The organism is Streptomyces sp. NPDC058092 (genome assembly GCF_042884935.1).
Taxonomy (GTDB): Bacteria; Actinomycetota; Actinomycetes; order Streptomycetales; family Streptomycetaceae; genus Streptomyces.
Genome location: NZ_JBHVSY010000005.1, coordinates 281,572 through 296,417 on the forward strand (window position 1 = coordinate 281,572; position 14,846 = coordinate 296,417).

The 14,846-nt window shown below is 69.2% G+C and carries 14 protein-coding genes; 7 read left to right on the top strand and 7 right to left on the bottom strand.

Features of this window, described 5'->3' with window-relative positions; genetic code table 11:
* The 4 genes from ACFVV1_RS11440 to ACFVV1_RS11455 all read left to right on the top strand — a co-directional run bounded on the left by ACFVV1_RS11440 (window position 1) and on the right by ACFVV1_RS11455 (window position 3,313).
* A complete protein-coding gene (locus ACFVV1_RS11440; RefSeq protein ID WP_389988026.1) occupies window positions 1-1,014 on the top strand; it encodes a glycine betaine ABC transporter substrate-binding protein in 1,014 nt (337 codons plus the stop codon).
* 103 nt (window positions 1,015-1,117) lie between these two features.
* A complete protein-coding gene (locus ACFVV1_RS11445) occupies window positions 1,118-1,726 on the top strand; it encodes an ArsR/SmtB family transcription factor (protein WP_389988030.1) in 609 nt (202 codons plus the stop codon).
* 23 nt (window positions 1,727-1,749) lie between these two features.
* On the top strand, window positions 1,750-1,947 hold the full coding sequence (locus ACFVV1_RS11450) for a hypothetical protein (protein WP_389988033.1): 198 nt from the start codon (window positions 1,750-1,752) through the stop codon (window positions 1,945-1,947).
* Window positions 1,948-2,083: 136 nt separating this feature from the next.
* A complete protein-coding gene (locus ACFVV1_RS11455) occupies window positions 2,084-3,313 on the top strand; it encodes an MFS transporter (protein WP_389988283.1) in 1,230 nt (409 codons plus the stop codon).
* 1 nt (window position 3,314) lies between these two features.
* Here the strand turns inward: ACFVV1_RS11455 and ACFVV1_RS11460 are convergent, their stop codons facing one another.
* The 4 genes from ACFVV1_RS11460 to ACFVV1_RS11475 all read right to left on the bottom strand — a co-directional run bounded on the left by ACFVV1_RS11460 (window position 3,315) and on the right by ACFVV1_RS11475 (window position 9,274).
* Window positions 3,315-4,103 (bottom strand): S16 family serine protease, encoded by a 789-nt coding sequence (locus ACFVV1_RS11460; protein WP_389988036.1) that lies wholly within the window; start codon window positions 4,101-4,103, stop codon window positions 3,315-3,317.
* 379 nt (window positions 4,104-4,482) lie between these two features.
* On the bottom strand, window positions 4,483-5,124 hold the full coding sequence (locus ACFVV1_RS11465; protein WP_124723277.1) for an IclR family transcriptional regulator: 642 nt from the start codon (window positions 5,122-5,124) through the stop codon (window positions 4,483-4,485).
* Between the two features lie 356 nt (window positions 5,125-5,480).
* Entirely contained in the window at window positions 5,481-7,496 is a 2,016-nt protein-coding gene (locus ACFVV1_RS11470) for a hypothetical protein (protein ID WP_389988039.1), read from the bottom strand.
* Window positions 7,497-7,657: 161 nt separating this feature from the next.
* Window positions 7,658-9,274, bottom strand: coding sequence for a WxL domain-containing protein (locus ACFVV1_RS11475; protein WP_389988042.1), 1,617 nt, complete (start codon window positions 9,272-9,274; stop codon window positions 7,658-7,660).
* A 312-nt stretch (window positions 9,275-9,586) separates the two neighbouring features.
* Here ACFVV1_RS11475 and ACFVV1_RS11480 point away from each other — a divergent pair, with 312 nt between their 5' ends.
* The 3 genes from ACFVV1_RS11480 (at window position 9,587) to ACFVV1_RS11490 (ending at window position 12,270) form a co-directional block, all read left to right on the top strand.
* Window positions 9,587-10,156: a hypothetical protein gene (locus ACFVV1_RS11480; protein ID WP_389988045.1), complete on the top strand. Its 570-nt coding sequence runs from the start codon at window positions 9,587-9,589 to the stop codon at window positions 10,154-10,156.
* Window positions 10,157-10,801: 645 nt separating this feature from the next.
* Window positions 10,802-11,563, top strand: coding sequence for a hypothetical protein (locus ACFVV1_RS11485; protein WP_389988048.1), 762 nt, complete (start codon window positions 10,802-10,804; stop codon window positions 11,561-11,563).
* 74 nt (window positions 11,564-11,637) lie between these two features.
* Window positions 11,638-12,270 carry a hypothetical protein gene (locus ACFVV1_RS11490; protein ID WP_389988051.1) on the top strand — a complete coding sequence of 211 codons (633 nt, stop codon included), beginning with the start codon at window positions 11,638-11,640 and terminating at the stop codon, window positions 12,268-12,270.
* A 64-nt stretch (window positions 12,271-12,334) separates the two neighbouring features.
* Here the strand turns inward: ACFVV1_RS11490 and ACFVV1_RS11495 are convergent, their stop codons facing one another.
* The 3 genes from ACFVV1_RS11495 to ACFVV1_RS11505 form a co-directional block, all read right to left on the bottom strand.
* Window positions 12,335-14,116, bottom strand: coding sequence for a DEAD/DEAH box helicase (locus ACFVV1_RS11495; RefSeq protein WP_389988054.1), 1,782 nt, complete (start codon window positions 14,114-14,116; stop codon window positions 12,335-12,337).
* 124 nt (window positions 14,117-14,240) lie between these two features.
* Complete coding sequence (locus ACFVV1_RS11500; RefSeq protein ID WP_389988057.1) at window positions 14,241-14,624, bottom strand: type II toxin-antitoxin system death-on-curing family toxin; 384 nt, start codon at window positions 14,622-14,624, stop codon at window positions 14,241-14,243.
* Window positions 14,624-14,821, bottom strand: a complete 198-nt coding sequence (locus tag ACFVV1_RS11505) for an Arc family DNA-binding protein (RefSeq protein WP_389988286.1) — start codon at window positions 14,819-14,821, stop codon at window positions 14,624-14,626. The genes ACFVV1_RS11500 and ACFVV1_RS11505 overlap by 1 nt, the downstream gene beginning before the upstream one ends.
* Window positions 14,822-14,846: the final 25 nt, after the last annotated feature.

The following is a 14,846-nucleotide window of genomic DNA, read 5'->3' on the forward strand; positions in this document are numbered from 1 at the left end:
ATGGGCGCGGGGACGAGGCGGGGTGCGACGGTCCGGTGGAGAGTGCGTGCCGGGCTCGTGGGGGTGGTGGCGCTGGCGCCGGCGCTCGCCGGGTGCGGGCTGAAGAGCGGCTCGCCGATGGTGGACGACGTGGTGCCGGGCTCCGTCGGCCGGGGGAAGCCGCTGGACGGTGCCTCGCTGACCGTCACCTCGAAGAACTTCAGCGAGAACATCGTCCTGGGCCAGATGATCGGCCTGGTCTTCAAGGCGGCCGGGGCGGAGGTCCTGGACCGGACGAACCTGCCCGGTTCGATCAGTGCGCGCGAGGCGATCATCAAGGGCGGCGCGGACGCGATGTACGAGTACACGGGCACCGGCTGGATCACCTACCTGGGGCACGCGAAACCGATCGCCGACCCGTTGAAGCAGTGGCAGGCGGTCCGGGACGAGGACCGGAAGAACGGCGTGACGTGGCTGCCGCCGTCCACCCTCAACAACACCTACGCGCTCGCCATCAGCCGGAAGAACAACGCGAAGTACCACCTGAAGACGCTCTCCGACGTCGCCGCGCTGTCGAAGAAGAACCCGTCGGCGGTGACGATCTGCGTGGAGAACGAGTTCGCCTCGCGCGACGACGGGCTGCCGGGCATGGAGAAGGCGTACGGGATGTCGGTCCCGGCCGGCAACATCAAGAAGATGGACGCCGGGATCATCTACACCCAGGTCTCGAAGTCCAACTCCTGCCTGCTGGGCGAGGTGTTCACCACGGACGGCCGGATCAAGGCGATGAACCTCGAAGTACTCGTGGACGACAAGCACTTCTTCCCCAACTACAACGCGGCGCCCGTCATCCACACCAAGACCTTCGAGAAGTACCCGCAGATCGCGGGGCTGCTCGACCCGGTGAGCAAGAAGCTGACGACGGAGGTCGCGCAGGAACTCAACGCGAAGGTGGACGTCGAAGGGCAGGACCCGCACGAGGTGGCGAAGGACTGGCTGATCCGGGAGGGGTTCATCGAGAACAAGAAGGGGTGAGGGGTGAGGGGGGTGAGGCCCGTCGGCGCGGGCCCCCAAGATACAAAGAAGTCGATGCAAAGAAGTGGTTGCAAAGCTGTCTTTGCAAGTCTACCGTTGAGGCATGGCAGCGACAGAAGCCGCCGGCAGCGACAACGCCGCCGACGATCCGAAGACCCTCAGCGTCGATGCCCGCACTCTGCGCGGGCTCGCCCACCCCCTGCGCATCCGACTGCTCAACGCACTCCGGGAGTTCGGCCCCGCCACCGCCTCCGGACTCGGCAACCGGCTGGGCGAGTCCAGCGGCGCCACGAGCTATCACCTGCGCCAACTGGCCACGTACGGCTTCGTGGAAGACGACCCGACGCTCGGCAAGGGACGCGAGCGGTGGTGGCGGGCGGCACACTCCGACAGCTCCATCGACACCAATTTCATGCGGGACGCCGACCCCGAGGTCCGCGGCGCGATGAACGTCGTACTCCACGAGATCGCCACGACCCATGCCCAGGAGCTCAGCACCTGGCTCGGCACGATGCACGAGTGGCCCGAGGAGTGGACCCAGAACTGGGACCTCAGCGACTTCAAGATCCGGCTCACCCCCGAGCTCACCAGCGAACTGGCCTACAAGATCCACGACCTGGTCAACAGCTATCGCGGACGCGTCCCCGAGGGCACCGAGGGCTCGGCCATGGTCCGTACGCACACACACCTCTTCCCCCGCCCCAACGCCTGAACCGACCGAAGGGACCCCTCGCCATGAACGCCGAGACGCACCTGCAGCTGCACGCCGCCCGCTCCACCGAACTGCACCACCAGGCCGACGAGTTCCGCCTGACGCCGCGCTCCCCGCGCAAGGACCTGCGGACCCAATTGGGCTGGACCATGGTTGAGTTGGGCCTGCGCCTGATACCGAACCGGCCCACACTGTCGGCTCACTCTCCTCGTACGGCCTAGCGCCATGGACGGGGGGAAGAACACACACGACAGCACACACGACGACGCGCACGACAACACACACGCCGGCGCGCACGCCGAGAGCCGCGACCGCAGGCCGCTCGCTTTCGTTCTGGCGGCCAACTCGATCTCCACCATGGGGAGTTCACTCACGCTCATCGGTGTCCCGTGGTTCGTCCTGGAGACCACGGGCAGCGCGGGTCGGGCCGGTGTCGTCGCCTTCTGCGCGACGCTGCCGATCGTCGTCTCCGCACTGATCGGCGGACCCGTCATCGACCGGATCGGACGGCGCCGGGTCTCCGTCGCCTCCGACCTGGTGTGCGGCGTCGCGGTCGCCGCCATCCCGCTGCTGCACTACGCGGACGCACTCGCCTTCTGGATGCTGTGCGCGCTGATGGCGGTCAGCGGGCTCCTGCACACGCCCGGCAACACGGCCCGCTACGTCCTCGTACCGGATCTCGCCAAGTACGCCGGCACCACCCTCGCCCGTGCCGCCAGCCTCTTCGACGCCGTCTCGCGCGGCGCCCGGATGGCCGGGGCGGCGCTGGCCGGCGTACTCATCGCACTGGTCGGCGCGGAGACCGTCCTGCTCCTGGATGCTGCGACGTTCCTGACGTCCGCGCTGCTGATCGCCTTCGGTATACGGGGGCTGCGCGCGGCGGAGCCCCGCAAGGCCGCGAAGCCGGTCTCGCTGCGGGCGTACCGCGCCGAACTGCGCGAGGGATACGCCTACTTGCTGAGCAACCGGCTGCTGCTCGCAATCGTGGTGATGGTCCTCTTCATGAACGGCACCGATCAGGGCTGGAACGCCGTCCTGCTGCCGGTGCACGCCTCCACCGAGCTGGGCGGGGCCAGGGACATCGGGCTGCTCACCGCGCTGTTCGGCGCGGGCGGGCTGACCGGGGCGCTGCTGTACGGGGCATTCGGGCACCGCTACTCTCGGCGGGCCGTGTTCACGGTGTGCGTGGTCCTGTGCGGCGCGCCCCGGTACGTGGTCGCGGCGCTGACCGGGACGACGCTGCCGCTCGCCGTGACCATGGCGTTGAGCGGGCTCGCGGGCGGGGTGCTGAACCCGGTCCTGACGACGGTGATCTACGGAAGCGTGCCCGATGAACTGCGCAGCCGGGTCTCCGGGGTCCTCACGGCGGGCGGCGAACTGGCCATGCCGGTGGGCGGTCTCGCGGCGGGCCTGCTGGTGGAGAGCGCGGGCGCGCGGGGTGCGCTGCTGGCGATGGGCGGGGTGTACCTGCTGGCGACGCTGAGCCCGCTGGTGTTCCCGGCGTGGCGCACGATGGACGGGGTGGGGACCGAGGCCGGGACGGGGGGCACGGCGGCGGAGGCTGCCGTACCGTCCCCGGCTGCCTAGGTCAGCAGCTCGGGACCTTGCGTCCGTGCTCCAGCGCCTGGAGCGAGGACACCGCGCTCTTCAGGGTCGTGACCGGGATCAGCCGGAGCCCCTTGGGCAGCTCCGCGCCCGCCTCCCTGCACTCGGCCTTCGGGACGAGGAAGACGGTCGCACCGTCACGGCGCGCGGCCTGCGTCTTCAGCGACACCCCGCCGACCGCCCCGACCTCGCCGTTCGCCTGGATCGTGCCGGTTCCCGCGACGGTGCGGCCACCGGTGAGATCGCCGCCGGAGCCGTCGCCGTCGAGCTTGTCGACGATGCCGAGCGCGAAGAACAGGCCCGCGCTGGGGCCGCCCACGTCGGCGAGGTGCAGGGTGATGCCGACCGAGCCCTTGGGCTTGCCGAGGTAGTTGAGGGCCGCGTCGACGGCGGAGTTCTGCGACTTCCGCATGTCTTCGAGGTTGTGCTTCTCGATCTCCTTCTCGGAGCCGCCGGTCGGGTAGACGGATTCGCGGGGCAGGACCGCCCGGTCCGTACGGAACCAGCTGTCGATCACATCGCCGACACCGACATCGGCGGTCGGCCCGGTCGCGACGATCGTCGTCATCCGCAGCTCGCCCTTGGTGGGGCGGGTGGGCGCGCCCTTGATGCTGATCACGGGGGTGCCGTGGTCCTTCCCGAGCACGTTCGCGGTCGTGCCGGGCTGCGCCAGCGTGAACGGCAGCGGCGCGAAGGCGGCCACGCCGAACAGGGCGAGGACGGGCAGGGCGCACAGGGCGAGGGTGCGGGGGCGCGAGTGACGAGTGAGCACCCGCCCAATCTAGCCGCCGGGGCGGGATGCGCGGGCCGGGTGGTGGGGCGCCCGGGTCCTGCCGGGGCTGCCCGCGCTCCGCGAGGGCCGGGGTCGTCCGGCCGGCCGCTTCGTCCTCAATCGCCGGACGGGCTTGAATTGCCCGCCCGGCCACCACACGCGACAGGCCGGGTACGCCGGGCCGGCCGTTTCGTCCTCAATCGCCGGACGGGCTTGAATCGCCCGCCCGGCCACCACACGCGACAGGCCGGGTACACCGGGCCGGCCGTTTCGTCCTCAATCGCCGGACGGGCTTGAATCGCCCGCCCGGCCACCACACGCGACAGGCCGGGTACACCGGACGGGCTTGATCTTGCCCGCCCGGCCACCTCGGGTGGTCCTACCTCAGCGCGTCCGCCACCTCGCGGGCCGCGTCCACGACGCGGGGGCCGACGCGTTCGGGTACGGAGTCGGCGAGCATCACCACGCCGACGCTGCCCTCGACCCCCGTCACCCCGACCAGCGCGGCCGCCGCCCCGCTCGCCCCGGCTTCCAGTTCGCCATGGGTGAGGGTGAAGGCGGTCTCGCCCACCGGCTTCTGGCGGGCGGCGAGGATCGCCCGGCCCGCGGCACCCCGGTCCAGCGGGTGGCGGAAGCCGGCCCGGTAGGCCACGTGGTAGTCGGTCCAGGTCGGCTCGACGACCGCGACGGCCAGCGCGTCGCTGCCGTCGACCAGCGTGAGGTGGGCGGTGGCCCCGATGTCCTCCGCGAGGGACCGCAGCGCGGGCAGCGCGGCTTCCCGTACGAGCGGATGGACCTGGCGGCCCAGGCGCAGCACGCCCAGGCCCACCCTGGCCCGGCCGCCCAGATCGCGGCGTACCAGGGCGTGTTGTTCCAGCGTGGCAAGCAGACGGTAGACCACTGTTCGGTTGACGCCGAGTTTGTTGGACAACTCGGTGACGGTCAGACCGTGATCGGTGTCGGCGAGCAGTTTGAGGACCCGTAGTCCCCGGTCGAGCGTCTGGGAGGTCTCCGCGGTCACGACGCCCTCTCCTCTGTGGTGAGCGGCGGCGGCTGGTTCCCGTGGAATGTGCGCCGCCGGTCCCAGCGGCGACGCACGGAGAGGCCGCCGGCCTGGCCAAGGCACCGGCTGCGCTCCGCGGCGGCATTGCCACGGGGCGTTCATTTTTTGGGACAGTAGCGAGCCAGTCCGCTCAGCGGAAGACCTCGTCCAGAATCCGGGCGTGCGCGGAAGTGGAATTGCGGTCGCGGAAGTGGAGTTGGGGTGAAGAAGCATAAGCGCCGGTCAGTGGGGCGCCGGCCGAAACCTGAACGTCTACGCGCGTCCAGGTCGGCCGACGGCTCGGCGGCACTCCGTACACCAGACGTGAACGGCTGTTAGCTCACCGTGAACGACTGCTGCACAATTTTTCCGTTCACGAGCACCTCGCAGGCTCTGATCGCCCTCGTCGCGGGGTCGCGGACGGTGAAGTTCAGGGCGAAAGTGCCGTCGAGTCCGATGACCCGGGTGACGTACGAGTCCGAGGTCTGCTTCCCGTCGGCGGTGCGGCCGGTCACCGACACCGTGGCGACGGGGGCGAAGCCCCGGCCGGTCACCTGGACCACCGTGCCGACGGGGCCCTCGGGCGGCGACAGCGCGAAGGCCGGCCCGGCGGGGGCGGTCCCGTCCTGGACGGTGAACGCCGCCGTCTCGGTGCGCGGGTTGACGAGGACCTCCCGGACCCGGATCGCGACGGTGTCGGCGGCGTTGACGGTGAAGGTCTGCGAGAACGCCCCGTCCAGCCCGACCACCTTGGTCCTCACCGGGTCGGACGTCTGCGATCCGTCGGCCCGCAGCCCGACGATGGACACGGTGGCCACCTTCGCGAAGCCCTGGCCGAGGACGGTGACAGCGGTGCCCTTCGGTCCTGCCGCCGGGGTGAGGACGACGAAGGTCGGGGCGACGGTCAGCGGGGTGAGGGCCTGCGCTCCCCCGGCGGTGACCTGGAGCGCGTACACGGCGCGCGGGGTGGATCCGGCCACGGTGACCGTACCGGCGAGTGTTCCGTCGGCGTTGATCCGGAGCGTGGAGCCGCTGATCCGGGCACTGTCGCAGGCGCTGCCGTCGGCGGCGCAGAGCGCGGCGGTGGGCGTGGCGCCGGTCGGCCAGTCGCCGCCGGAGACGTTGATCGTTGCGCCGGGTTTGACCTTCGCGGCCCCCGCGGAGAGCGTCGCGGAGGCATCGGTCACGGTGAACGGCGTGGTCAGTACGGTGGCCGGGTCGTTGCCCTCGTCGACCTGGACCGAGGTGATGGCCGGGTCGGAGACGGTGAAGTCGACGCTGAACGTGCCGTCGGGGGTGCTCTTCACGTAGACGGCGGTGTCGTCGAGCGTCGCCCCGCTCGCGTCCAGGCCGACGGTGTTGATCCACCGGTCCTGGAAGTAGTTGCTGCCGGTGACCTTGATGACGCTGCCCAGCGGGGCGCCGGAGCGGGAGAGCGCGATGGTCCGCGGGCCGCCGGGGACGTACGCCTTGACGGTCAGGGGTGCGGTCGCCTCCTTCGTACCGTCGCCGACCTTCACCAGGTACGAGCCGTCGGGCACCGTGCCCGCGGCGGCGAGCACCGCGCTTCCGGTCAGTTCGCCCGAGCCGCTGATCGTGAGGGTGCCGGAGACGAACTTGCCGGTGTCGCAGCCCCCGCCGTCCGCCGCGCACAGGGACGGTACGGGGGTGGCGCCGACGGTCCACAGGCTGCCGGACAGCGCGACCGCGGTGGACGGCCGGACGGCGGTGGTGGGCGCGGTCAGGGTGGCGGGCAGGCCCGCGGTGCCCTCGGCGTCCACGGTGCCGATGGAGCCGCCGCCGCTGACCACGTCGCACGGGGTCTCGTAGGTGGAGCCGAGCACCTTCGTACGCGTCAGATTGCGCACCGGGGTGAAGGAGATCGGCCCCTTCGCACTGGCGGGGATGATGAAGTCCCCTTCGTACGGCGGGATTTCGATGGGCTTCCCGGACGGGATGTCGAGGTTGATCTGGGGTCCGGTGACCGTGACCGTGCCGGTCGCGCCGCCCGACATGGCGAAGTCGATGCTGGGGGTGGTGGGCACATCGCTCAGGCTGAGTCCGCTGGTGGCGGGCGACGGGCCGAGGGTGACCTTGGCATGGACCTTGCCGCCCGGGTCGACGACGGCCGGCGAGAGGTCGACGCTCATCTGCTGCGGACCGGTGGCCTCGCCCTGACCGGCCGGCAGGGTGCAGTGGACGGTCGGGGTGACGGTGCCGGCATGGGCGGCGGGGGCGAGTACGACGGTTGTGCCGGTCCAGACGAGCACGGCTCCGGCGGTGAGGGCGACGGCCCGGCGTAACACCGCACCCGGCCTTTCCGTTCTTCTCGATCTCGGCAGCAAGGACATGCGGGCTCCTCCGTGACTACGGGAGATCTCCCACTACGGGAAATCTCCGAATTCGACATGGGCGACGCCCGCCTGCTCCCTTGCGAAACGGAGCGGGCGGGCGTCTCCGGGTACGTGCCTTTCCTTCCTTTCCCTGGCGGCTCTCAGATCCCTGGCGGCTCTCAGAGAAGGGTGAGCGTCAGGGTGGCGCTGTAATCTCCGGGCCGGGTGGTTCCGGGCACCGTCAGTACGAGATCGGCGTCGGCGTCGAACCGGCCGCCGGTGAACGGGCGGGAGCCGTCCGGGTTCATCCGGCAGAGACTCGCCGCCTCACTCCCGAGCGCGGCGGGCGATCCGGCCACCGGCACGCCCACGCTCCCGTTCTGCGCCGCGCACTTGGGCGTCCACCGGACGGCACCCGCCGGGATGGTGTCCCCGCCGGCGCTGGTGAATCCGGTGAGGGTGGCGGTCAGGGACCAGCCGCTGTTGACGCCGCGGGCGTCCTCCACCTCGACCCGGTTGAGCCGGGAGCGCTGCACTCCGCTGCCGGTGCCCAGGACCGTCGTACCGAAGTCGACGGTGTCGCCGTCCTGGACCATGGACAGCGTCCCGGCCCGGACCGAGGTGTTCAGCTTCTGGTCGGCGCTGCCGCCGCCCCCGCCCCCGTCCGTGGTGACGGTGAACGGAGTGGTCCGTACGGTGGCGGGGTCGTTGCCCTCGTCGGCCTGGACGGCGACGACGGCATCGGAGATCACGGTGAACTCGACGGCGAACGTGCCGTCCGAGCCGCTCTTGACGTAGACCGCACTGTCGTCGAGCCCGGTGCCCGTCGCGTCGAGGCCGATGACATTGATCCAGCGGTCCGGGTTGTAGTTCTTTCCGCTGACCGTGATCACACTGCCGACGGGTCCGCTGCTCCGCGAGAGCGAGATCTCGCGGTCGCCGGCCGCGACGGCCTTGACGGTGAGGGGAGCGGTGGCTTCCTTCGTGCCGTCGTTGACCTTCACCTCGTACGCGCCGTCCGGCACCGCCCCGGCCTCCGCGAGGGTGGCCGTGCCGTGCAGCGTTCCGTAGCTGTCGACGGTGAGGGTGTGGCTCTTGAACTTCAGCGGGTCGCAGCCGCCACCGCCCTTCGCGCAGAGCGAGGGTACGGGTGTGCCGCCCGGCGTCCAGCCCGAACCACCCAGCGTCACCGGGGTGTTGGGGCGTACGGGATCGGCGGGGGCGGTCAGGGTGGCGGGCTCGGAGCCGGTGCCCTCCGCCGTGACGGTGCCGATGGAGCCGCCGCCGTCGACCACGTCGCAGGGCGTCTCGAAGACCGAGCCGAGCACCTTGGTCTGCGTCAGCGTACGGACCGGGGCGAAGGAGATCTCCCCCGAGGCATCCGCGGGGACCAGGAAATCGCCCTCGTACGGCGGGAGTTCGATGGGCGTCCCGGCCGGGATGTCCATCGTGAACTCGGCGCCCCGCACGGTGACGGTGCCGGTGGCCCCGCCCGTCATCGCGAGGTCGAGGCTGGGGATGGTCGGCACGTCTTCCAGCGGCAGACCGCTGGTGGCGGGGGACGGGCCCAGCGTGACCTTGGCGTGCACCTTGCCGCCCGGAGCGACGACCGCGGGCGACAGCTCGACGGTCATCTCCTGCGGGCCGGTCGCCTCGCCCTGACCGGCGGGCAGGGTGCAGTGGACGGTCGGGGTGACCGTACCGGCAGCCTGCCGCCCCGCCGTCCCGGCCGCCTGGGCGGTGGCCCCGACGCAGCTCAGGGACAGTACGAAGCAGGCAGCGAGCAGACCGGTCACGCCAGGTCTTCGTCGTCGAATCACCAGACACCCCTCCATGGCCCATTGATTTGCGCACATTGAGGAGGTCGCACGCAGAGAAGTCAAGAGAGAATTGACTGATCATCACCCGGAGAATGATCGTTACCCGAAATGCCCTAAAAGCATTCCCGTAGACACTTTCCACGCACCTGTTGACATCTCTTGACATCTCTGAAGATCACAGTTTCACTGCACCCGACATGCCGGGCCCGGCACGCAGATCCGCAAGAAGATCGCACACGGCGATTTCTTCGAATCCGCGGAATTCAACCGGAAGGAGTTCCTCCCGTCATGTCGATCACTTCTGTACGGCCGTCGAGAGTACGGCCGTCGAACCGAAGACACGTCCGCGTCCCGCTCGTGCTCGCCGCGGCCTGCTCCGCTGCCGCCGCGCTCGCCCTGGCGCCGACAGCCCAGGCGGTGACCCCGCTCATCGCGACGGCCACGTACAACTGCGGCGCCTGGGGCAGCGGTCTCGCGACCCTGACCGCCGCCGACTCGGGCACGTCCAAGACCATCAAGATCAACTCCACCGCGATCACCATGCCGATCGGCGCCAGTGCCGACCCGAACAGCATCACGACGACGCTCAAGCTCACCAAGACCTCGGGCGGCGTCACCAGTCAGGTGCAGTTCTCCGGGAAGACCAACCCCGGCATGACCGGCCCCAACCCGATCACCCTGGGGCCGCTGAAGCTCACCTCCGGCACTCTGGCAGCGGGTGACCGCACCGATTCCGTGGTGCTGGCCACTCCCCCGAGCGCAACCAACTGGTCACTGCAGATCGTGGCCTCGTCCCCGACGTCGGCCACGGTTCCGTGTGTGGCCACGGTCAACCAGTCGGCACCGTTCACCTGGTAGCCGTACGTCCGGCAGCCGTACGTACGACATCCACTCACCCGGTGACGACACCCGCCCCGCACCCGGCGACCGCACCCATCCGCACCCGGTAACCGAGCCTGAGCCGCACCTGAGCCGCATCAACGACGCCGGCCCGGGGCGAGGACCGCTGTCCCCGCCCCGGGCCGGCCCGCCGCACGTCCGGCACCCGGCGCCTCCACACCGGACACACATCACCTGCGATTGACCATTTCAATTCATGGTCAACTTTTACAGCAACTGCCCGGCCTCATTGATAAAGTGACGCACCGCATATCGTCCACAGGAGCGACATACGGGGATCACCGGGACGACGGGGAGGCAACCACCAGTGGCGTGGGACGAGTGGGAGCAGCTGAAATCCGAGGCGGCAGAGAGACACTCGACTCAGACGCAATTGAATCAGGTCGAACCAGGCGGCGGAGGGCCGATTCCCCAGGGCGACCTGAAGGTCAATCAGCATGACCTGGCGGCAATCGGCAATACCGCATACCGGATGTACGGAGATCTGGAGAAGGCCGGTGACCACGCCCGCGCCACCACCCAGAAGGCTGCCGGAGGCCTCAGGACGGAGACCTTCGCCATCGGCGCGGCCCTCAGTCACAACTGGCCGACAGCCTGGGGAAGATGGGCGCCGCGTACATCGACGACATCGACTACAGCCTGTCGGGTGTCGGGGACCACGCGAAGGACAGCGGATCCTTCCCCGCCAAGTACGAAGGACGGGCGAACTTCGGCGAGCAGGGAGCCATCAATTTCCTCAGCGTGCTTGGACAGGACGAGACCTCGCACGGCGTCGTCACGGCAGCGCAGCACCTCTACACACTGAGTGCTCTGGACGCCAACCCGGCCACGAGCGAGGAGAACATCAACCACGCCAAGGACGCGCTTACGACGGGCGCCGAGGCCCGCGGCATCCTGGACCACTCGCGCGTGCAGCAGGCGGAGACCACGTACAAGGACGACGCCGAGCAAGCCAACAAGTCTCTCGGCCGGTCCGGGGACTGGGTCAAGCTGGGCGCCGGCGTGGTGGTGGGAGGCGGAATCGCGGCGATCCCGCTGCCCGGCTCCACCGCCGCAGCCCTGGTGGTCGCTCCCATGGCGGCGGACACCGTCGGCGACATGGTGAATACATTCATCGGCCACGAGGTCGACAAGAGCATCGACAAATCCGAGCAGGACGCCACCGAGAAGTCGCAGATGACCAGTCAGAAATTCTACCAAAAGGGCGCCGACGAACTCGGCGCCGCCTACACCACCTACGGCGAAAACAATCCGAAATGGGACAACGGCGAAGATTCGGAGTGGGCGAGGGACATCGAGAGCAGCTACATCAACACCGGTTCGAATCAAAACGACTTCCGCGGGCGCGCCCCGTACAAGGGTTGACCAGCGGTGCGGCAGCAGTCGGCTATGCACATGTCGGAGCGTTCATGAAGGCAAAAACGTGCTGGGCTGTATTCGTGACTCTTGTCGTCACCGGGGCGACCGCATGCAGCAACGACAGCAGTAAGGACGGAAACCCGGACGTGCTCTCGGCCTCCCAGGTCTGTGACGGGACGCTGGACCCGGCGGCGGTGACCGCGCTGGAAAGCCTCGGCGGCACAGACCGTTTCACCGAACTCCAGGGGACCAAGGCGTCCGGGACCCCGTACAAATTCTCCTTGGAACTTGCGGAGGAGACCCTTCACGACAAGCCGACCGAGAAGAACGTCTGCCTCATCTACAAAGCCGATGGCGAGAACGATTTTCCGCTTCTCGACATCAGCTTCCAGGCGCATAAAAGCCACCCCGACCTAGCCGAAGAGGAAAAAGCGAGCGACTCGGGGGAGATGTTCTTTCCTCTCGGACTGTTCGCGTCCGCGCAGGGCGATAATGGCACCTCGCTCTACTTCGCGTGCCCCACGGAAGGGTCCGACGGAAAGACGCCCTATGTGAGGGCGGAAATGTTTTCCGCACGGGGCCAGGTGAACCCCGACGGAAAGGGACGCATGTCGGTCCTCAACTCCGTTTCCCGCGCCCTGGCCGAGGAGCTGGGCTGCGCGGCACAGGCGAAACTGCCCGCCGAAGTGCCTGACGCCCTGGCCGCCGGCTGACAGCCCGGCCCCCGGTGCGCGCGCGGATCGCTCCGCCCGCGCACCGGGGGCCGTCGGTGCCGGGTCACCTCATCCGGGTGGCCCACTCCTGGACCTTCTGGATCCGCTGCTGGATCTGCCCGGCCGTGGCCTCCGCGCTGGGCGGCCCGCCGCACACCCGACGCAGCTCGGTGTGGATCACCCCGTGCGGCTTTCCGCTCTGGTGCGTGTACGCAGACACCATCGTGTTGAGCTGCTTGCGCAGCCCCAGCAGCTGCTTGTGCGTGACCACCGGCCGCGCCTCAGCCGGCTTCTCCAGCAGGTCGGCCTCCCCGGCCGGCTTCTGGCGGCTGTGCGCGATCTGCCGGGTCTGCCGCTTCTGGAGCAGCAGCTGCACCTGGTCGGGTTCGAGCAGTCCGGGAATCCCCAGGTAGTCCTGCTCCTCCTCGCTCCCGGGGTGGGCCTGCATGCCGAATTCGGCACCGTCGTACAGCACCCGGTCGAAGACCGCGTCGGATTCGAGGGCCTCGAAGGGCAGTTGCTCCTCGGTCTCCTCGTCCTCCAGCTTCTCGGCGTCGGCGAGGAGCCTGTCCTCCTCCGCGAACGGGTTCTCCTCGTCGCTGCCCTTCTTGGGCTTGTCGAGGACGTGGTCCCGTTCGACCTCCATCTCGTTGGCGAAGTCGAGCAGCATCGGGATCGTCGGTACGAAGACGGAAGCGGTCTCGCCGCGTCTGCGCGACCGCACGAAACGCCCGACGGCCTGCGCGAAGAAGAGCGGGGTGGAGATGGTGGTGGCGTACACGCCCACGGCGAGGCGCGGCACGTCGACGCCTTCCGACACCATGCGGACGGCGACCATCCAGCGCGATTCGTCCTCGCTGAACCTGTCGATATTCTTCGACGCGGCCTTCTCGTCGGAGAGGACCACGGTGGCCTTCTCGCCGGTGACCTTCTTCAGGATCTTCGCGTACTCGCGCGCCGATTCCTGGTCGGTGGCGATGACCAGCCCACCCGCATCCGGAATGCCCTTGCGGACCTCGGTCAGCCGCTTGTCGGCGGCACTCAGCACATTGGGGATCCAGTCCCCGGTGGGCGACAGGGCGGTGCGCCACGCCTGCCCGATGGCGTCCTTGGTCATCGGCTCGCCGAGCCGGGCCGCGATCTCGTCCCCGGCCTTGGTGCGCCAGCGCATGTTGCCGCTGTAGCTGAGGAAGATCACGGGCCGGACGACGCCGTCGGCGAGCGCGTTGCCGTAGCCGTAGGTGTAGTCGGCGGAGGAGCGCCGGATGCCGTCGTTGCCCTCCTCGTACGCGACGAAGGGGATCGGGTTGGTGTCGGACCGGAACGGCGTACCGGTGAGCGCGAGCCGCCGGGTGGCCGGGTCGAACGCCTCCTGGCAGGCCTCGCCCCAGGACTTCGAGTCACCGGCGTGGTGGATCTCGTCGAGGATCACGAGGGTCTTGCGCTGCTCGCACCGGTTGCGGTGCAGCATCGGCCGGACGCCGACACCCGCGTAGGTGACAGCGACCCCGTGGTACTCCTTGCTCACGGGGCCCGCGCTGTACTCGGGGTCGAGCTTGATCCCTATCCGGGCCGCTGCCTCGGCCCACTGCTTCTTCAGGTGCTCGGTCGGCGCGACGACGGTGACCTGCTGCACCACGTGGTGGTGCAGCAGCCATGACGCGAGGGTCAGCGCGAAGGTGGTCTTCCCCGCGCCGGGGGTGGCGACCGCTAGGAAGTCGCGCGGCTGCTCCTGGATGTACTTCTCCATGGCGCCCTGCTGCCAGGCTCGCAGCTTGCCGGCCGTGCCCCAGGGGGCGCGGCCGGGAAAGGCGGGTGAGAGGTGGTGGGAGGCGGTAGTAGTCACGGTCTCCGGTTCGGGTCTCTCGGGTACGTGGTGGGGTGTCCATGGGACAACCGGGCCACCCTACCGGCGCCCCGCACCGAACCTCGTACGAACAGACCGAGGGGCCGCGCGGGTGCGACTCAGGTCACACGCCCGCGCGCAGGGAACGCAGGCGCTGGGCGATGTACCCGACGTCGTCGAGGGCGCCCATCGCCACCTCGATGACGAGCTTGTACGCATCGCCCTGATCGACGTCGACCATGTCCGAACCGTTGAAGTCGAGGAACACGACTGTGCACATCCAGGCCATACGCTTGTTCCCATCCACCAGGGGACGGTGCACGGCAAGCGAGTGCAGCAGCGCAGCTGCTTTCTCGAAGAGATCCGAGTACGCCTCGATGCCGAAGATCTGGGACTGGGGGCGGTGAACCGCCGAGCTGAGCAGCCCCAGATCACGCACCGCGACCTGCTGCCCCCCACAGGCAAGCTCCGCCAGGTCCAGGACTTCCTGGACCGTCACGTACTTCACTACTCCCCCAGCCTCCGAAGCAGGTCGGCGTGGCGCACCGCGTACTTGGCCCCGAGCCTGCGGACCTCCTGCCTGTCCGCCTCCTGTTCCAGGTACCGATCGATCGCCTGAAGCACTATGGCGTGCATGCTCCGCCCCTCCTCTTCCGCACGGAGCTTGAGCGCCTCTTGCTGGTCGTCACGCAGACGCAGGTTCATAGCCATACCAAAACGGTACCACCCA